18 protein-coding genes and 1 pseudogene are annotated in these 18,986 nt (G+C 51.3%); 11 read left to right on the top strand and 8 right to left on the bottom strand.

Annotation, left to right across the window (positions count from 1 at the left end; genetic code table 11):
* Positions 1-113: 113 nt before the first annotated feature.
* Positions 114-1,487: an oxygen-independent coproporphyrinogen III oxidase gene (gene hemN, locus FEK66_RS21715; protein ID WP_130209974.1), complete on the top strand. Its 1,374-nt coding sequence runs from the start codon at positions 114-116 to the stop codon at positions 1,485-1,487.
* A gap of 190 nt (positions 1,488-1,677) precedes the next feature.
* Here hemN and FEK66_RS21710 read toward each other — a convergent pair whose 3' ends face one another.
* From FEK66_RS21710 to glnA, 4 genes are all read right to left on the bottom strand, one after another.
* Positions 1,678-1,788 (bottom strand): YshB family small membrane protein, encoded by a 111-nt coding sequence (locus FEK66_RS21710; RefSeq protein ID WP_064527982.1) that lies wholly within the window; start codon positions 1,786-1,788, stop codon positions 1,678-1,680.
* A gap of 113 nt (positions 1,789-1,901) precedes the next feature.
* Positions 1,902-3,311 carry a nitrogen regulation protein NR(I) gene (gene glnG, locus FEK66_RS21705; RefSeq protein ID WP_088563506.1) on the bottom strand — a complete coding sequence of 470 codons (1,410 nt, stop codon included), beginning with the start codon at positions 3,309-3,311 and terminating at the stop codon, positions 1,902-1,904.
* Positions 3,312-3,322: 11 nt separating this feature from the next.
* Positions 3,323-4,372, bottom strand: a complete 1,050-nt coding sequence (glnL, locus tag FEK66_RS21700) for a nitrogen regulation protein NR(II) (protein WP_000190577.1) — start codon at positions 4,370-4,372, stop codon at positions 3,323-3,325.
* Between the two features lie 286 nt (positions 4,373-4,658).
* Positions 4,659-6,068, bottom strand: a complete 1,410-nt coding sequence (glnA, locus tag FEK66_RS21690) for a glutamate--ammonia ligase (protein WP_001271717.1) — start codon at positions 6,066-6,068, stop codon at positions 4,659-4,661.
* Positions 6,069-6,440: 372 nt separating this feature from the next.
* On the opposite strand from glnA, the gene typA reads away from it, so the two are divergent.
* From typA to fabY, 9 genes and pseudogenes are all read left to right on the top strand, one after another.
* Positions 6,441-8,264 carry a ribosome-dependent GTPase TypA gene (gene typA / locus FEK66_RS21685; RefSeq protein ID WP_001514692.1) on the top strand — a complete coding sequence of 608 codons (1,824 nt, stop codon included), beginning with the start codon at positions 6,441-6,443 and terminating at the stop codon, positions 8,262-8,264.
* Between the two features lie 216 nt (positions 8,265-8,480).
* Positions 8,481-9,191, top strand: coding sequence for a GntR family transcriptional regulator (locus tag FEK66_RS21680; protein ID WP_130209978.1), 711 nt, complete (start codon positions 8,481-8,483; stop codon positions 9,189-9,191).
* Between the two features lie 7 nt (positions 9,192-9,198).
* Complete coding sequence (locus FEK66_RS21675; RefSeq protein WP_135495357.1) at positions 9,199-10,179, top strand: TIM barrel protein; 981 nt, start codon at positions 9,199-9,201, stop codon at positions 10,177-10,179.
* Positions 10,180-10,280: 101 nt separating this feature from the next.
* Entirely contained in the window at positions 10,281-11,546 is a 1,266-nt protein-coding gene (locus FEK66_RS21670) for an MFS transporter (RefSeq protein ID WP_135495356.1), read from the top strand.
* A gap of 103 nt (positions 11,547-11,649) precedes the next feature.
* A pseudogene (locus tag FEK66_RS21665) lies at positions 11,650-11,884 on the top strand (aldose 1-epimerase); the annotation flags it as partial.
* A 140-nt stretch (positions 11,885-12,024) separates the two neighbouring features.
* Positions 12,025-12,624, top strand: a complete 600-nt coding sequence (gene yihX / locus FEK66_RS21660; protein ID WP_130209984.1) for a glucose-1-phosphatase — start codon at positions 12,025-12,027, stop codon at positions 12,622-12,624.
* Positions 12,618-13,490: a virulence factor BrkB family protein gene (locus tag FEK66_RS21655; RefSeq protein ID WP_130209986.1), complete on the top strand. Its 873-nt coding sequence runs from the start codon at positions 12,618-12,620 to the stop codon at positions 13,488-13,490. Before yihX ends, FEK66_RS21655 begins: the two co-directional genes overlap by 7 nt.
* Positions 13,487-13,924: a D-aminoacyl-tRNA deacylase gene (gene dtd, locus FEK66_RS21650; RefSeq protein ID WP_000560983.1), complete on the top strand. Its 438-nt coding sequence runs from the start codon at positions 13,487-13,489 to the stop codon at positions 13,922-13,924. Before FEK66_RS21655 ends, dtd begins: the two co-directional genes overlap by 4 nt.
* Before the next feature lie 44 nt (positions 13,925-13,968).
* Entirely contained in the window at positions 13,969-14,910 is a 942-nt protein-coding gene (fabY, locus tag FEK66_RS21645; RefSeq protein ID WP_001297068.1) for a fatty acid biosynthesis protein FabY, read from the top strand.
* 63 nt (positions 14,911-14,973) lie between these two features.
* Here the strand turns inward: fabY and FEK66_RS21640 are convergent, their stop codons facing one another.
* Positions 14,974-15,882, bottom strand: a complete 909-nt coding sequence (locus FEK66_RS21640) for an alpha/beta hydrolase (RefSeq protein WP_135495355.1) — start codon at positions 15,880-15,882, stop codon at positions 14,974-14,976.
* Positions 15,883-16,084: 202 nt separating this feature from the next.
* Between FEK66_RS21640 and FEK66_RS21635 the strand changes: the two genes are divergently transcribed.
* Positions 16,085-16,303: a CopG family transcriptional regulator gene (locus tag FEK66_RS21635; protein ID WP_130260093.1), complete on the top strand. Its 219-nt coding sequence runs from the start codon at positions 16,085-16,087 to the stop codon at positions 16,301-16,303.
* 214 nt (positions 16,304-16,517) lie between these two features.
* On the opposite strand, the gene fdhE is transcribed toward FEK66_RS21635, so the two are convergent.
* Genes fdhE through fdoH form a run of 3 tightly spaced genes read right to left on the bottom strand, consistent with a single transcriptional unit; the run spans position 16,518 to position 18,978 of the window.
* Positions 16,518-17,447, bottom strand: a complete 930-nt coding sequence (gene fdhE, locus FEK66_RS21630; protein WP_000027708.1) for a formate dehydrogenase accessory protein FdhE — start codon at positions 17,445-17,447, stop codon at positions 16,518-16,520.
* Entirely contained in the window at positions 17,444-18,079 is a 636-nt protein-coding gene (fdoI, locus tag FEK66_RS21625; protein ID WP_130209996.1) for a formate dehydrogenase cytochrome b556 subunit, read from the bottom strand. Before fdoI ends, fdhE begins: the two co-directional genes overlap by 4 nt.
* Positions 18,076-18,978: a formate dehydrogenase O subunit beta gene (fdoH, locus tag FEK66_RS21620; protein ID WP_000331381.1), complete on the bottom strand. Its 903-nt coding sequence runs from the start codon at positions 18,976-18,978 to the stop codon at positions 18,076-18,078. Before fdoH ends, fdoI begins: the two co-directional genes overlap by 4 nt.
* Between the last annotated feature and the right edge of the window lie 8 nt (positions 18,979-18,986).

Raw genomic sequence — 18,986 nt, 5'->3', positions numbered from 1 at the left:
AAACTACAGCGGTTGTCGCGGCGACAAAAGTGGCTGCGCAACCGGCTGATGACCCGAAACGGGCATCCGCCGGTACGCCGTAGCCGCCAGAGACGCCATCGGAAGGAGTGAGCATGTCTGTACAGCAAATCGACTGGGACCTGGCCCTGATCCAGAAATATAACTATTCCGGGCCACGATACACCTCGTACCCGACCGCGCTGGAGTTTTCAGAAGACTTCGGCGAACAGGCGTTTTTACAAGCCGTGGCGCGCTACCCTGAGCGTCCCTTATCTCTCTACGTACATATTCCGTTCTGCCACAAACTTTGCTACTTCTGCGGTTGCAACAAGATTGTGACTCGTCAGCAGCACAAGGCCGACCAGTATCTGGACGTGCTTGAGCAAGAAATCGTCCATCGTGCACCGCTTTTTGCCGGGCGCAAGGTGAGCCAGCTGCACTGGGGCGGTGGAACGCCAACATACCTGAATAAAGCGCAAATCAGCCGCCTGATGAAGCTGTTGCGCGAAAACTTCCAGTTCAATGCCGATGCGGAAATCTCGATCGAAGTCGATCCGCGCGAAATCGAACTGGATGTACTGGATCATTTACGCGCGGAAGGCTTTAACCGCCTGAGCATGGGCGTGCAGGACTTCAACAAAGAAGTACAGCGTCTGGTTAACCGCGAGCAGGATGAAGAGTTCATCTTTGCGCTGCTTAACCATGCGCGTGAGATTGGCTTTACCTCCACCAACATTGACCTGATTTACGGCCTGCCGAAACAGACGCCGGAGAGTTTCGCCTTTACCCTGAAACGCGTGGCGGAACTGAACCCTGACCGTCTGAGCGTCTTTAACTACGCGCATCTGCCAACTATTTTTGCCGCCCAGCGCAAAATCAAAGATGCTGACTTGCCGAGTCCGCAACAAAAACTCGATATTCTGCAGGAAACCATCGCCTTCCTGACACAATCGGGCTATCAGTTTATCGGTATGGATCACTTTGCCCGCCCGGATGACGAGCTGGCGGTGGCCCAACGTGAAGGCGTGCTGCATCGTAACTTCCAGGGCTACACCACCCAGGGCGATACCGATCTGCTTGGGATGGGCGTTTCCGCCATCAGCATGATTGGTGACTGCTACGCGCAGAACCAGAAAGAGTTGAAGCAGTACTATCAGCAGGTGGATGAACAAGGCAATGCGCTGTGGCGTGGTATTGCGCTAACGCGCGATGACTGTATTCGCCGCGATGTGATTAAGTCGCTCATCTGCAACTTCCGTCTGGATTACGCCCCCATTGAGCAACAGTGGGATTTGCACTTCGCTGATTACTTTGCGGAAGATCTCAAGCTGCTCGCCCCATTAGCAGAAGACGGGCTGGTGGATGTGGATGAGAAGGGAATTCAGGTGACGGCGAAAGGTCGCTTGCTGATCCGCAACATTTGCATGTGCTTTGATACTTATCTGCGCCAGAAAGCGCGAATGCAGCAGTTCTCACGGGTGATTTAAATAGTGAATGGCGCTTCGTTTACTACGGTGATAAACGAAAGCGCCATCAATACACTGAGAACAAGGTTGCCTGATGCGCTACGCTTATCAGGCCTGCAAAACCTGTTGAAATTATTGCTTTTGTAGGCCGGATAAGGCGTTCACGCCGCATCCGGCATGAACAAAGAGCACTTCATCAGCAATCTGAAACTCAGCTAAACAGCCCAATCATTGCGGCACACAGCACAGCAGCAACGGCAGTTTGCGGCGTGTGGCTGTTAACTGCGCCACTTGATAGCAGATTAATTATTGATTCCAGCATAATGACACTCCCCCCGTTTTTCGGGCATGATCATACTGAACTTACCGGAACAGTAAAGCGCAAAATAACAGCAATTTGCGCTCAATAATCAATCTTTACATGGCGAGCCTGAATCACTCCATTCCAAGCTCTTTTAACTTACGCGTCAGGGTGTTACGCCCCCAGCCAAGTAAGCGCGCTGCTTCCTGTTTATGCCCCTGCGTATGTCGCAACGCGGTAGTCAGTAATGTCCGCTCCAACTCTGGTTGCGCTTCAGACAGCAAGTTTTGATGACCGGAACGTAGCGCCCGATCTGCCCACTGTGCTAACAGCGTTGCCCAACTGTCCGGCTGCATTTGTGAAGTGCTTTCCGGTACGGTTGATTCAAACAGTTCGCCAGGCAAATCCTGAATCAGCACTTCCTGTCCGGCAGCCATTACCGTTAGCCAGCGGCAGGTGTTTTCCAGCTGGCGCACGTTGCCTGGCCACGCCAGACGCGTCAGAGCGGCTTCAGTTTCCGGATGCAGCAACTTTGCTTCTACGCCCAGCTCGCGAGCGGCAACTTGTAAAAAATGGCGTGCCAGACGGGGAATATCTTCCCGACGCTCACGCAGCGGCGGCAGATGAACACGGATAACGTTCAGGCGGTGGAACAAATCCTCACGGAACTTGCCTTCCTGCACCCGCTGTTCGAGATTCTGGTGGGTCGCAGCGATAATCCGCACATCCACTTTCACCGGCGCATAGCCGCCAACGCGATAAAACTGACCGTCTGCCAGCACGCGCAGCAAACGCGTCTGCACATCCAGCGGCATATCGCCAATTTCATCGAGGAATAATGTGCCGCCATCGGCCTGTTCAAAACGCCCCTGACGAATGGTATTCGCACCGGTAAACGCGCCTTTTTCGTGACCGAACAGTTCTGATTCGATCAAATCCTTCGGGATAGCCGCCATATTGAGCGCGATAAACGGCGCTTTGGCGCGCGGGCTGTGGCGATGCAGGGCATGAGCGACCAGCTCTTTACCGGTGCCGGATTCGCCGTTGATCAGCACGCTAATGGAAGAACGCGAAAGCCGACCGATAATACGGAACACGTCCTGCATGGCTGGCGCTTCGCCGATGATATCGGTCGTTGGGCCGTTAAGCTGAACATTACGCGGCTGCTGCTGTTCCTGGTAATGACTGATGGCGCGCTCAACCAGCGCCACGGCTTCGTCGATATCAAACGGTTTAGGCAGATAATCAAACGCCCCTTGCTGATAGGCGCTAACGGCGGCATCCAGATCTGAATGTGCGGTCATAATGATGACCGGAAGCATCGGATGGCGCTGTTTAATCTGCTTGAGCAGCGCCAGCCCGTCCATTCCCGGCATACGGATATCCGACAGCAGCACATCCGGCGTTTTGCTCGCCAGTGCTTCCAGCACCTCCGCGCCGTTCTCAAACGTCGTACAGGTTAAACCTGCCCCAGCGAGCGCACGTTCAAGCACCCAACGGATGGAACTATCGTCATCGACTACCCAGACTATCCCTCGTTGCATAAACGTCACCTTTATTTCCTGATAGGCAGGTAAACCGAGAACTCGGTATGACCTGGCCAACTGGTAAATTCAATTTTGCCTGAATGCTGATCAATCAAATTACGGGCGATGGATAAGCCAAGCCCGGTGCCACCTTCGCGGCCGCTGACCATCGGGTAAAACAGCGTATCCTGCAAATGAGGCGGAATGCCCGGCCCGTTATCTTCCACATCAATCCGCGCCGCCAGCCGATAGCGCTCGCCGTGTAAGGTCAGTTGAAACGCGGTGCGGGTACGCAGAATGATTTCACCGCCTTCCGGCCCCAGCGCCTGTAGCGCATTGCGCACAATATTCAGCAGCACTTGCTCAATTTGATCCGGGTCGTGCGCCAGTTCCGGCAGGCTGGGGTCGTAATCACGAATCAACCGCACGTTGTCGGGCAGTTCCATCGACACCAGCGTCACCACGCGTTCAGCCACTTTGTGAATACTTTCGGTAACGCGCGTACCGGGCAGCTGCGGCCCCAACAGACGGTCGACCAGATTTCGCAGCCGGTCCGCCTGTTCGATAATCACTTTGGTATATTCCAGCAGTGACGGGTCAGGTAATGCTTTGCTGAGCAGCTGTGCCGCGCCACGTAAACCGCCAAGCGGATTTTTAATCTCATGCGCCAGGCCACGTACTAAATCACGGGCAGCAACCTGCTGGGCGTGTTGTAGCTGTTCCTGACTTAAGCGGCGCTGGTTATCCATCGGTGCCATCTCCAGCAGGATCATGCCGTCTGGCATGCGCTGAGCCGTCACAGAAAGGATATGCGAGCGACCGTCGATGACCAGCGTCACTTCGTTATCGGTAAAACCTTGTCCCGCCTCCAGACTTTCTTGCATCAGCTCGATATTTAATGAGAAGTAGCTCAACAGTTCCGGTAATGGCGTACCAAACAATTTGCGGGAGCTTTGGGCGAGCAGTTGTTGCGCGGCGGGGTTGGCGTAATGGATCGCCAGATTGTCATCAATTAACAAAATACTGTTAATCAGCGAGTTGAGGATCTGCCCAGCATCGGGCTGCGTGCCTGTTGCCATAAAGCAGTCTCCTGAACAGGTTGCACCATTTTAGTGCATTATAGCTTTTTACGGATAAAAAGCGCGAAGCATCACAGAAGTTACGGAGAAAAAAGCCCATGCAGAGATGGGCTACAGATAGCTGACAAACTTCACGTTGAAGAGCGACTTCACCTGCTCCGGCCTACCACATCATCACCGTGTAGGCCGGATAAGACGCATTTGCGTCGCATCCGGCGTGATGTGCTTGCCATCGATCCCAAGCCTGCCAGAGACAGGCGAAAAGTTTCCACGGCAACTAAAACACTTAGACGCTGTAGTACAGCTCAAACTCTACCGGATGCGGAGTCATACGCACGCGGTCATCTTCTTCGCGACGCAGAGCGATGTACGCATCGATCGCTTCATCAGTGAACACGCCACCGGCTTTCAGGAACTCGCGGTCCAGATCCAGTTCGTTCAGTGCTTCTTCCAGAGAGCCTGCAACCTGTGGGATCTCTTTCGCTTCTTCTGGCGGCAGGTCATACAGGTTTTTGTCCATGGCTTCGCCCGGATGGATCTTGTTTTTGATGCCATCAAGACCGGCCATCAGCAGGGCAGCAAAGCACAGGTACGGGTTAGCCGCCGGGTCCGGGAAACGGACTTCGATACGACGTGCTTTCGGAGAAGAAACCACCGGAATACGGATAGACGCAGAACGGTTACGCGCAGAGTAAGCCAGCATGACCGGTGCTTCGTAGCCCGGGACCAGACGCTTATAAGAGTTGGTGGTTGGGTTTGCCAGGGCGTTAATCGCTTTAGCGTGTTTGATTACGCCGCCAATGTAGTACAGCGCCTGTTCAGACAGACCTGCGTATTTGTCGCCCGCGAACAGGTTAACGCCGTTTTTAGACAGCGACATGTGGCAGTGCATACCGGAGCCGTTATCACCGAACATCGGTTTTGGCATAAAGGTCGCGGTTTTACCGAAGCGGTGCGCTACGTTGTGCACAACATATTTGTAGATCTGAATTTCGTCGGCTTTTTTGGTCATGGTATTGAAGCGGGTAGCCACTTCGTTCTGACCAGCAGTCGCTACTTCGTGGTGATGGGCTTCAACCACCAGACCCATCTGTTCCATCACCAGACACATTTCAGAACGGATATCCTGAGCAGAGTCTACCGGAGGCACCGGGAAGTAACCGCCTTTCACTGCCGGACGGTGACCTTTGTTACCACCTTCGTATTGGGTGGAGGAGTTCCATGCACCTTCGATATCGTCGATAGCAACGTGAGAACCGGAGATAGATGATCCGAAACGGATGTCATCGAACAGGAAGAATTCTGGTTCTGGCCCGAACAGTACGGTGTCGGCAATGCCAGTAGAACGCAGGTAATCTTCGGCGCGCTTCGCAATAGAGCGCGGGTCACGGTCATAGCCTTGCAGGGTGCCAGGTTCAAGGATGTCGCAACGGATAATCAGGGTAGAGTCGGCGAAGAACGGGTCAATCACTGCGGTGGATGCGTCTGGCATCAGCACCATGTCGGATTCGTTAATGCCTTTCCAGCCACCAATCGAGGAGCCGTCAAACATTTTGCCTTCTTCGAAGAATTCAGCATTCACCTGATGAGCAGGGATAGTGACGTGCTGTTCTTTACCTTTGGTATCGGTGAAGCGCAAATCAACAAACTTCACTTCGTGCTCGTTCAGCATCGTCAGTACGTGTTCAGCGGACATACTTTAACTCTCCTGGATTGGTCATTGTCGTCGTGGTAACGAAATCTGCAATTATTTTGGCCGTGTCGCCGTAAAAAAGATAAAGCGAAATCTGTGCCAACTTTTAAATTGCCCCTAAAAGGCGTTATCATGCTTAACATCGTGCAAAAGGGCTGCACCATGATGTGAATGTTGCACCAATATAGTGCTTCAATGGAAACATTAAGCACCATGTTGGTGCAATGACCTTTGGATAACCCTTTTTATGCTCCGTGAAAGCGATCACAAAGGGACTCTGCAATACTTGTTTGCGGAGGATGTTTGTGATCCTGTTTTGTAGTGCGATTAATCCGTGTACAATAACGCGCTATTTCTAATGCCTGAGGCAAAGTTGTGATCGAAAAATTGCGTAATATCGCCATCATCGCGCACGTCGACCATGGTAAAACCACCCTGGTAGACAAGCTGCTCCAACAATCCGGTACGTTCGACTCTCGTGCCGAAACCCAAGAGCGCGTGATGGACTCCAACGATTTGGAGAAAGAGCGTGGGATTACCATCCTCGCGAAAAACACCGCTATCAAATGGAATGATTACCGTATCAATATCGTTGATACCCCGGGGCACGCCGACTTCGGTGGTGAAGTTGAACGTGTAATGTCCATGGTAGACTCAGTGCTGCTGGTGGTTGACGCATTTGACGGCCCGATGCCGCAAACGCGCTTCGTAACCAAAAAAGCGTTTGCTTACGGCCTGAAGCCGATTGTTGTTATCAACAAAGTTGACCGCCCTGGCGCGCGTCCTGACTGGGTTGTGGATCAGGTATTCGACCTGTTCGTTAACCTCGACGCGACCGACGAGCAGCTGGACTTCCCGATCGTTTACGCTTCTGCGCTGAACGGTATCGCGGGTCTGGACCACGAAGATATGGCGGAAGACATGACCCCGCTGTATCAGGCGATTATTGACCACGTTCCTGCGCCGGACGTAGACCTTGACGGTCCGTTCCAGATGCAGATTTCTCAGCTCGATTACAACAGCTATGTTGGTGTTATCGGCATTGGCCGCATCAAGCGCGGTAAAGTGAAGCCGAACCAGCAAGTTACTATCATCGATAGCGAAGGCAAAACCCGCAACGCGAAAGTCGGTAAAGTGCTGGGCCACCTCGGTCTGGAACGTATCGAAACCGATCTGGCGGAAGCTGGCGATATCGTGGCGATCACGGGCCTGGGCGAACTGAACATTTCTGACACCGTTTGCGACACGCAAAACGTTGAAGCGCTGCCGGCACTCTCCGTTGATGAGCCGACCGTTTCTATGTTCTTCTGCGTTAACACCTCGCCGTTCTGCGGTAAAGAAGGTAAGTTCGTAACGTCTCGTCAGATCCTGGACCGTCTGAACAAAGAACTGGTACACAACGTTGCGCTGCGCGTAGAAGAAACCGAAGACGCCGATGCGTTCCGCGTTTCTGGTCGTGGCGAACTGCACCTGTCTGTTCTGATCGAAAACATGCGTCGTGAAGGTTTCGAACTGGCGGTATCCCGTCCGAAAGTTATCTTCCGTGAAATCGACGGCCGTAAACAAGAGCCGTATGAAAACGTGACTCTGGACGTTGAAGAACAGCATCAGGGTTCTGTGATGCAGGCGCTGGGCGAACGTAAAGGCGACCTGAAAAACATGAATCCAGACGGTAAAGGCCGCGTACGTCTCGACTACGTGATCCCAAGCCGTGGTCTGATCGGCTTCCGTTCTGAGTTCATGACCATGACTTCCGGTACAGGTCTGCTGTACTCCACCTTCAGCCACTACGACGACGTTCGTCCGGGTGAAGTAGGCCAGCGTCAGAACGGCGTACTGATCTCTAACGGTCAGGGTAAAGCGGTAGCGTTCGCGCTGTTCGGTCTGCAAGATCGCGGTAAGCTGTTCCTCGGTCACGGTGCAGAAGTTTACGAAGGTCAGATTATCGGTATTCACAGCCGCTCTAACGACCTGACTGTAAACTGCCTGACCGGTAAGAAACTGACCAACATGCGTGCTTCCGGTACTGACGAAGCCGTTGTTCTGGTTCCGCCTATCCGCATGACTCTGGAACAAGCTCTGGAGTTCATCGATGATGACGAACTGGTAGAAGTGACTCCGACCTCTATCCGTATTCGTAAACGTCACCTGACGGAAAACGATCGTCGTCGCGCTAACCGCGCACCGAAAGACGATTAATTTCGCTTTTCAGTCATAAAAAACCTGCCAGCGATGGCAGGTTTTTTTTTGCCTGTCGTGAGCGCTCACCAATGCGAGTATCTCCCTTATAAGTCTGTGGTTACGTCAATAGAGAGCTTTGTCACAATTATCTGCAAAGTCATGCGCCGTTAATTGCTTTCTTTTTTGGCGTAAGCGTAAGATGCCTCATCTGGTTTAAACCAAAAGGATTAAACAATGACGGGAAATCAATCCACCGTAGAAAATGCAAAAGAGAAACTGGATCGGTGGTTAAAAGATGGCATCACCACGCCAGGTGGAAAACTCCCTTCAGAAAGAGAGCTGGGAGAGCTGCTGGGCATTAAACGTATGACGCTGCGCCAGGCGTTGCTGAACCTCGAGGCAGAATCCAAAATCTTCCGTAAGGATCGTAAAGGTTGGTTCGTGACTCAACCGCGATTTAATTACAGCCCGGAGCTGTCGGCGAGCTTTCAGCGGGCCGCTATTGAACAAGGGCGGGAACCTTCCTGGGGATTTACTGAGAAAAAACGTACCCGCGACATTCCTGAAACGCTCATGCCACTGATTGCAGTGACGCCGTCAACCGAACTCTACCGCATTACCGGTTGGGGGGCGCTGGAAGGACATAAAGTTTTCTATCACGAAACATATATTAATCCTGAAGTTGCCCCAGGTTTTATTGAACAACTTGAAAACCACTCATTTTCTGCAGTCTGGGAAAAGTGCTACCAAAAAGAGACGGTAGTAAAAAAATTGATTTTCAAACCCGTCAGAATGCCGGGCGATATCAGCAAGTATCTTGGCGGTTCTGCGGGTATGCCTGCGATCTTAATTGAAAAGCATCGCGCCGACCAGCAAGGCAATATTGTCCAGATAGATATTGAATATTGGCGATTTGAGGCCGTAGACCTCATCATTAATCTGTAGGTGTTTTATGGTGACAATAAATAACGCAAGAAAGATTCTACAACGTGTCGACACTCTTCCTCTTTATTTACATGCCTATGCCTTTCATTTAAATATGCGGCTGGAAAGAGTGTTGCCTGCTGATTTACTTGATATCGCGAGTGAAAATAATCTGCGGGGCGTCAAAATTCATGTTCTGGATGGCGAGCGTTTTTCTCTTGGCAATATGGACGATAAAGAACTCTCTGCCTTTGGTGATAAAGCCCGCCGTCTGAACCTTGATATTCATATTGAAACTAGCGCCTCAGATAAGGCATCTATTGACGAAGCCGTCGCCATCGCGTTGAAAACTGGGGCATCGTCCGTACGTTTTTATCCACGTTATGAAGGTAATTTGCGCGACGTATTATCGATCATCGCTAACGATATTGCCTATGTACGGGAAACGTATCAGGACAGCGGCCTGACTTTTACGATCGAGCAGCATGAAGATTTAAAAAGCCATGAGCTGGTGTCGCTGGTCAAAGAAAGTGAGATGGAATCTCTTTCCTTACTGTTTGATTTTGCGAACATGATCAATGCAAATGAGCATCCCATGGACGCTTTAAAAACGATGGCGCCGCATATTACCCAGGTGCATATCAAAGATGCATTGATTGTTAAAGAACAGGGTGGTCTGGGCCATAAAGCCTGTATTTCAGGTCAGGGAGATATGCCATTCAAAGCGTTATTAACGCACCTTATCTGCCTGGGCGATGATGAGCCGCAGGTGACGGCATATGGCCTGGAAGAAGAGGTTGATTATTATGCTCCGGCGTTCCGCTTTGAAGACGAAGATGATAATCCGTGGATCCCTTATCGCCAGATGAGTGAAACACCACTACCAGAAAATCATTTACTGGATGCGCGGTTACGTAAAGAAAAAGAAGATGCAATTAATCAGATAAATCATGTGCGTAACGTACTACAACAAATCAAACAAGAGGCAAGCCATCTTCTGAACCACTAATAAGTTTTAACCCATACGCAGTTAATAAAACCATTCCATAAGAATGGTCGATATCTTATTGCCTTTAAAACAGTGATTTTAAAAATCGCTTAGGGGATGTTATGCTCACGAAAAAGAAATGGGCGTTATTTAGTCTATTAACACTGTGTGGCGGTACAATTTATAAATTACCGTCGCTGAAAGATGCGTTTTATATCCCGATGCAGGAATATTTCCATTTGACTAATGGTCAAATTGGTAATGCTATGTCGGTAAACTCATTTGTCACCACAGTGGGCTTTTTTCTGTCTATTTATTTTGCCGATAAACTACCGCGCAGATACACCATGTCATTCTCCCTCATTGCGACGGGATTACTGGGTGTTTATTTGACGACAATGCCAGGTTATTGGGGCATCCTCTTTGTCTGGGCGCTATTTGGCGTTACCTGCGACATGATGAACTGGCCGGTCTTGCTCAAGTCGGTAAGTCGACTGGGCAATAGCGAACAACAAGGTCGTTTGTTTGGCTTCTTCGAAACAGGGCGTGGCATTGTTGATACCGTGGTGGCATTTTCTGCGTTGGCAGTATTTACCTGGTTTGGCAGTGGCTTGTTGGGCTTTAAAGCGGGTATCTGGTTCTATTCCCTTATTGTGATTGCCGTGGGCATTATCATTTTCTTTGTACTGAATGACAAAGAAGAGGCACCGTCCGTGGAGGTGAAAAAAGAAGACGAAGCATCGCAAAACACCAGTATGACTTCGGTGCTGAGAGACAAAACCATTTGGCTTATCGCTTTCAACGTCTTCTTCGTTTACGCGGTTTACTGTGGCCTGACATTCTTCATTCCATTCCTGAAAAACATCTATCTGCTACCCGTTGCGCTGGTGGGGGCTTACGGCATCATTAACCAATACTGTCTGAAAATGATCGGTGGACCGATTGGTGGCATGATTTCAGATAAGATCCTGAAATCACCGAGTAAATATCTATGCTACACCTTTATCATCAGTACCGCTGCGCTCGTACTGTTGATTATGCTGCCGCACGAAAGCATGCCGGTCTATTTAGGGATGGCGTGTACGCTGGGCTTTGGCGCGATTGTCTTTACGCAGCGCGCCGTATTCTTTGCACCTATCGGCGAAGCAAAAATTGCTGAAAATAAAACAGGCGCGGCGATGGCGTTGGGTAGCTTTATCGGTTACGCCCCGGCGATGTTCTGCTTCAGTCTGTATGGCTACATTCTGGATTTAAATCCGGGGATTATTGGCTACAAAATCGTGTTTGGCATTATGGCCTGCTTCGCATTCTGTGGTGCGGTGGTTTCCGTAATGCTGGTTAAGCGAATTAGTCAACGTAAGAAAGAGATGCTGGCGGCTGAAGCTTGATTAATGGCCGGATGTGTTTAATCCGGCCATTGAAAACAATACCAGCCTTATCAACCGTAGCCCGTATCCAGCAAAACAAAATTTTTTGCACCAGACTGATTGAGCTGGCCCTTGGGACGACTGTTTTGTCTTTTATGACGGGATGAAGGTTAAGTTACTGTGGCCTGGTAAACTCGTGATGACCATGACTTCTTCTGCAAACAGTCTGGTGGTATTTGATAAACAGCCCGATGCCACCTGTGTTAATCCACTTACCCAGGCAACTAAGGCCGGAATTAGCGGCACCAGATAAGCCACTGCTCATTGAAACCCATTGGCAATTTACACCTGAATCTTAACCATTCATCTATTGCGAAAAAGCCAGTGAAATTACTCTGCTTTTTCGCAATCAGCATCACAAGATTACCCTTATTGTCACATAGCCAAACCCATCCTTTCCCGCTACAGTTAATTTCTTGTGGCGAGAAAGGAGGCAAAAATGCTCTATATCTTTGATTTAGGTAATGTGATTGTCGATATCGACTTTAACCGTGTGCTGGGAACCTGGAGCGATTTAACGCGTATTCCGCTGGCATCGCTTAAGAAGAGTTTTCATATGGGGGAGGCGTTTCATCAGCATGAGCGCGGGGAAATTAGCGACGAAGCGTTCGCAGAGGCGATGTGCCATGAGATGGCTCTACCGCTAAGCTACGAGCAGTTCTCCCACGGCTGGCAGGCGGTGTTTGTCGCGCTGCGCCCGGAAGTGATCGCCATCATGCATAAACTGCGTGAGCAGGGGCATCGCGTGGTGGTGCTTTCCAATACCAACCGCCTGCATACCACCTTCTGGCCGGAGGAATACCCGGAAATCCGTGATGCTGCTGACCATATCTATCTTTCGCAAGATCTGGGCATGCGCAAACCTGAAGCACGAATTTACCAGCATGTTTTACAGGTGGAAGGTTTTTCACCCAGCGATACAGTCTTTTTCGACGATAACGCCGATAATATAGAAGGAGCAAATCAGCTAGGCATTACCAGTATTCTGGTGAAAGATAAAACCACCATCCCGGACTATTTCGCGAAGGTGTTATGCTAAAAACCATCCATGAAAAAGCCAGGTATCGTACCCGTCCGCTATGGGCCTGGCTGAAACTACTCTGGCAACGCATTAATGAGGACAACATGACCACCCTGGCAGGTAATCTTGCCTATGTGTCGTTGCTCTCATTAGTGCCGCTGGTTGCCGTTGTTTTTGCGCTTTTCGCCGCTTTTCCCATGTTTTCCGACGTCAGCATTCAGTTGCGTCACTTTATTTTTGCCAACTTTCTGCCTGCCACTGGCGACGTTATCCAGCAATATATTGAACAGTTTGTTGCCAATTCCAACAAGATGACCGCCGTCGGGGCATGTGGCCTGATCGTCACGGCGTTATTGTTGATGTATTCCATTGATAGTGCATTGAATGCCATCTGGCGAAGTAAACGGGTACGGCCAAAAATTTACTCTTTTGCTGTGTACTGGATGATCCTGACGTTAGGGCCGCTGTTGGCGGGGGCCAGTCTGGCGATCAGTTCCTATCTGCTCTCCCTGCGCTGGGCGAGCGATCTCAATACTGTCATCGACAATGTGCTGCGTATTTTTCCGCTGCTGTTGTCGTGGATCTCCTTTTGGTTGCTTTACAGCATCGTTCCCACCATCCGCGTACCCAACCGCGACGCGATTGTCGGCGCGTTTGTTGCTGCGCTCCTGTTCGAAGCAGGAAAGAAAGGTTTCGCGCTTTATATCACCATGTTCCCGTCATATCAGCTCATTTACGGCGTGCTGGCGGTGATACCCATTCTCTTTGTCTGGGTCTACTGGACATGGTGTATCGTCTTGCTTGGCGCGGAAATTACTGTCACTCTCGGGGAATACCGCAAACTAAAACAAGCAGCTGAACAAGAAGAAGACGACGAACCATGATTGCATTAATTCAACGCGTAACCCGTGCCAGCGTCACCGTGGAGGGAGAAGTGACGGGCGAAATTGGCGCGGGACTTTTGGTGTTATTGGGTGTCGAAAAGGATGACGACGAACAGAAAGCAAACCGTCTGTGCGAGCGTGTGCTCGGCTATCGCATTTTTAGCGATGCCGAAGGCAAGATGAATCTCAACGTGCAACAGGCGGGCGGCAGTGTGCTGGTAGTTTCCCAGTTTACCCTTGCCGCAGATACCGAACGAGGGATGCGCCCAAGCTTCTCCAAAGGCGCATCACCGGATCGCGCAGAGGCGTTATATGACTATTTCGTCGAACGCTGCCGTCAGCAGGAGATGAACACGCAAACAGGACGCTTCGCTGCGGATATGCAGGTATCGCTGGTCAATGATGGTCCCGTGACATTCTGGTTGCAGGTATGAGCCAGCTTCCAGGGGTGTCACGGGAAACAAGAGAGAGTATCGCTATGTATCACCTTCGGGTTCCACAAACAGAAGAAGAATTAGAGCGCTACTATCAGTTCCGCTGGGAGATGTTGCGTAAACCCCTGCATCAACCAAAAGGTTCGGAACGCGACGCGTGGGATGCGATGGCGCATCACCAGATGGTCGTCGACGAGCAGGGTAATCTGGTGGCAGTAGGGCGGCTGTATATTAATGCCGATAACGAAGCGTCCATTCGCTTTATGGCCGTTCATCCCGACGTGCAGGACAAAGGGCTGGGAACGCTGATGGCGATGACCCTGGAGTCTGTAGCGCGCCAGGAAGGCGTTAAGCGCGTGACCTGTAGCGCCCGCGAAGACGCAGTAGAGTTTTTTGCCAAACTGGGATTTGTTAATCAGGGAGAGATCACCACGCCAACCACCACGCCAATCCGCCATTTTTTGATGATTAAACCCGTCGCCACTCTGGATGACATTCTGCATCGCGGCGACTGGTGCGCGCAGTTGCAACAAGCGTGGTACGAACATATCCCGCTGAGTGAAAAAATGGGCGTGCGCATTCAGCAATATACCGGGCAAAAATTTATCACCACCATGCCGGAAACCGGCAATCAGAATCCGCACCATACGTTGTTTGCCGGGAGTTTATTCTCTCTGGCAACGCTCACCGGTTGGGGGCTAATCTGGTTGATGCTGCGCGAACGCCATCTCGGCGGAACGATTATTCTTGCCGATGCGCATATCCGCTACAGCAAGCCGATTAGCGGCAAACCCCATGCGGTAGCCGACCTTGGTGCGTTAAGCGGCGATCTTGACCGTCTGGCGCGCGGACGAAAAGCGCGCGTGCAGATGCAGGTCGAAATCTTTGGCGATGAGACGCCGGGTGCAGTGTTTGAAGGCACGTATATCGTTCTGCCCGCGAAGCCATTTGGCCCGTATGAAGAGGGCGGGAACGAAGAAGAGTAGGGGCGTTTTACTTGACTGAAAAGGTTTTCAATCTGAAAACCTTTTCAGGGCCCAGGTCCGAAGTTACCCTCCCGCTCTCCAGGCAACATCCCGTAGTGCCGATCGCGCGGCCTCACTGATACCACCTAACTGAAAAAATCCGTGGATAACGCCAGGGTAGCGTTGGCAGGTACATTGCACTCCTTGCCCTGTCATGCGGTGATACAACGCTTCGCCTTCATCACAAAGCGGATCATATTCTGCGGTAATGATATGAACAGGCGGCAAGCCATTAAAATCATCGCGCCATAGAGGACTGGCTTCAGGATGCTTGCGATCAATATCTGGCAGGTACATCTCAAAGCCGCTCAGTAGAGTATCGCGTGTAATGATGTAATCGTGACCATTGCGGATATAGCTTTCGAAATGCGCAGTCGCATCAAGCATGGGATAAATTAAAATGAGGTGTGCCGGTTGCCAGTTGCCAGCACGCTTTAATCGCAAAGCGGTCACCAGCGCCAGATGCCCACCTGCGCTGTCGCCTGCAAGGGTTATCCGTTGTTTATCAACGCCGAGTTGTTCGGCGTGCTGCCAGACTAATTCTGCACCTCGTTGCGCATCATCATGGGCGGCGGGGAAAGTATGTTCCGGTGCCAGCCGATACTGGACGGCAATAACCCGACATTGCCCGTAATAGGCTAACTGGCGCAGCTGGTTGTCGTGAGTTGCGAACCCGCCGCTAACAAAACAGCCACCGTAGTAATAAATTATCGTCGGGAGTAATGTCGGGGCATTCAGCGGTGACACTATTCGTAAGGTCATCCCTTCAAGTTCGATAGTCTGAATATCTACCCGCGTTTCTGTCTCACCCGCAAGGACAGCGCTGGCGATATAGCCCTCCCTGCGTTGCGCAATACTTTGTTGACGCGATGAGGGGCGACCCGCAGCGATAAACTCTGCGACTAACTCTGCAATTCCTTTTTCCAGTGCCATAGTAGAACTCGTTTTGCTGTATGAATGTACAGCTTTATACGCCCGTTTTTGCTGGATGGATACAGGGAAATTCACGGGCGTGAAAAATCTGGAAAGCGTCTCGCAAAAACAAAACAACATGCAAAAATCCGCTTTTTTTTAATGATTTTCCGGCGTAATTTTCGCACATACATTAATGAGTAATATATGTAAGGTGGTGGCAATGGCGATGAATACGGTTTTTCTTCATTTATCAGAAGAGGCAATTAAACGGCTGAACAAGCTTAGGGGCTGGCGTAAGGTTTCACGATCTGCAATTTTACGCGAAGCGGTAGAGCAATATCTGGAGCATCAGCAATTTCCGGTGCGTAAAGCAAAGGGTGGCAGGCAAAGGGGGGAGACAGTAGGTGTTGATGATCAGTGTAAGGAGCATAAGGAATGACAAAAATTTTTTATTCTTGAATATAAAAAACCAGATGCCCTTATTCTGGTATTAATACAAGATTGTTTTACCTGAACTTATAATAACTGCAACTGTTACATCATATCTGGAAAACGCCTCGCAAAATACGAGAGGTTTTGCGGGAATAGCAGGTGTCGTCACACCCTATGAGCTGTAATCCGGGCGACCAGCGCCACCCGGAAAACGTCAGAGATTATTCCCCTTCACCCGGAAACAGGAACGGGTTAATGGAACTGCGGGCGTAGCCTTCTTGCTCCATTCGCGCGTCCAGTACCAGAGAGGCGAGGTCATCTGCCACGGCTTCAACTTTCGGCTCTTTTTCCTGATAAAGAATCTTCAGGTAAGTGCCGCAGTCATCGCAGCTTTCGGCTTTAATCGCGGCCTGTTCGTCATCCAGCGACCAGTAGTGCAGTTTGCCGCTCTGCTCGCAGTTGCTGCATTTTACGCGCACCACGTGCCATTCGGTTTCACACAGGTTGCAGTGCAGGTAACGCAGCCCCTGAGTGGTGCCAATTTGCACCATGCTGGATACCGGCATAGAACCACAAACCGGGCAATATTGACGCTGTTCGCCGTATTCAGCGCGGGCTTTGCCGGGGATCAGATTGGCCATCTGCGCCCAGTAGAGCGACAGTGCAGCCCAGATAAACGGCGCTTTATCGCTGCTGACGGAAGAGAAATCAGAGGCAAACAGTGCGCTGGCCATATCTTCCAGCTCCTGGGTCGATGCCTTCTCCAGATTCTCAATCACCGCCAGCGCCGGGCCGCTCATTTCAGGTTTCAGTTCAGCAATCAGAGCCATCAGCAGTTTTTGCCAGTGCTTATCACGCGGCAGAACGTGAATATCCAGCGGTGGCTTGCCCTGTGCGCTGGCTTCTTTAATGCGCGCGGTCAGATCCATCTCCAGCGGATGGTCGTACAGCACCACTTCCTGGGCGTGGGCGATAAGCGCAGCAAAGCGCAGGTAATCACCCAGCGGATTATTTTCTGCCAGCTCGCGCAGACGCTCGGCGCGGCGGTTGTATAAATTTTTGAGCCGAGGGAACAATAACGGCGGAATCATATCCGCCGTACGTTTCTCGCTCGAACCCAGCTCATCTTGCGGGATTATGCGAATACTCATTCAGCTTTCTTTTCCGTTGTCTTGCGGACCTCACGGTACCAGCGCGGGTGATGTTTCTTCGCCCAGGCGCTGGTAACCCATCCTTCCACCATGGCGGTAATCGTGCCTTTCACCCAAAGGGCGGCGTAGATATGCACCATGATAACCACAATTAACGCCACTGCGGCAAATGAATGCAGCATTAACGCGAATCGGATCACCGGGATTGAGAAAGCAGGCGCAAAATAAGGACGCCAGATAATCACGCCGCTCACCAGCAGCAGGACCAGGAAAATAATCGCCGCCCAGAAAACGCATTTCTGACCGAAGTTATAACGCCCGGTGTCACCTACTTCCTCGTTGACGACGATCTTACGAATATTCTTCGCCCAAAAGATATCATCCCGATTGATTAGGTTGTGATGCCAGTAACGGAAAAACATGATGATGAACGAGGCAAACATAACCACGCCGACAAACGGGTGCAGAATGCGCGCCAGCTGCGGTGTGCCCATGATTTGCATCAACCAGTTGAAGGAGGGGAAGAAAAACCCCAGCCCGCTCACCGCCGCCAGGATGAAACAGAAGGCGGTGACCCAGTGGTTGATACGTTCCGGCGCGGTGTAGCGCACGATGGTGTCACGTCGTTTCATTTGCGCTCCTCGTCTTTCTCTTCGTGCAGATTGTTCTCTTCCTCATCCGCACGGTTCGGACCGACACCCACGTAGTGGAAGATACTGGCCGCAAAGGTAGCCGCAAAGCCAACAGCCGCGAGCGGTTTCCAGATGCCTTTCCAGAATTTCACGGTTTGGCTGATTTCCGGGTTCTCCGGCAAGCCATGATACAGATTCGGCTTGTCAGCATGGTGCAGCACGTACATGACGTGTGTACCACCAACGCCAGCCGGATCATACAGACCCGCATTGTCGTAACCACGGGTTTTCAGCTCAGCCACGCGCTCGCTCGCCAGCGTTTTCATCGACTCTTTCGTACCGAAGTGAATCGCACCCGTCGGGCAGGTTTTCACGCAGGCCGGCTCTTGCCCAACCACCACGCGGTCAACGCACAGCGTACATTTGTAGACGCGGTTGTCTTCCGGGTTGAGGCGCGGAATATCGAACGGGCAGCCCGCAATGCAATAACCGCAGCCAATGCACTGCTCGGACTGGAAGTCGACGATACCGTTGGCATACTGAATAATTGCCCCTTCCGCCGGGCACGCTTTCAGGCAGCCTGGATCGGAACAGTGCATACAGCCGTCTTTGCGGATCAGCCATTCCAGTTTGTCGTTCTGCTCCACTTCCGAGAAGCGCATTACCGTCCACGATTTGGCGCTTAAATCATTGGGGTTGTCGTACACCCCAATGTTATTGCCGACGGTATCGCGAATGTCGTTCCACTCTGAACACGCCACCTGACAGGCTTTACAGCCGATGCAGGTGGTGACGTCGATGAGTTTCGCCACTTCTTCCTGGAAGTCCCGCGCCTGAGGCGCGGGGGTCAGACCGTTAGTCGCGGAGCGACGAATAATGTCTTGCGATTGATAAGCCATATGTCGTC

The organism is Escherichia sp. E1130 (assembly GCF_005781065.1).
Taxonomy (GTDB): Bacteria; Pseudomonadota; Gammaproteobacteria; order Enterobacterales; family Enterobacteriaceae; genus Escherichia.
Note: the sequence above shows the minus strand (reverse complement) of the source record. Positions and strands in the feature narration are given on the sequence as shown.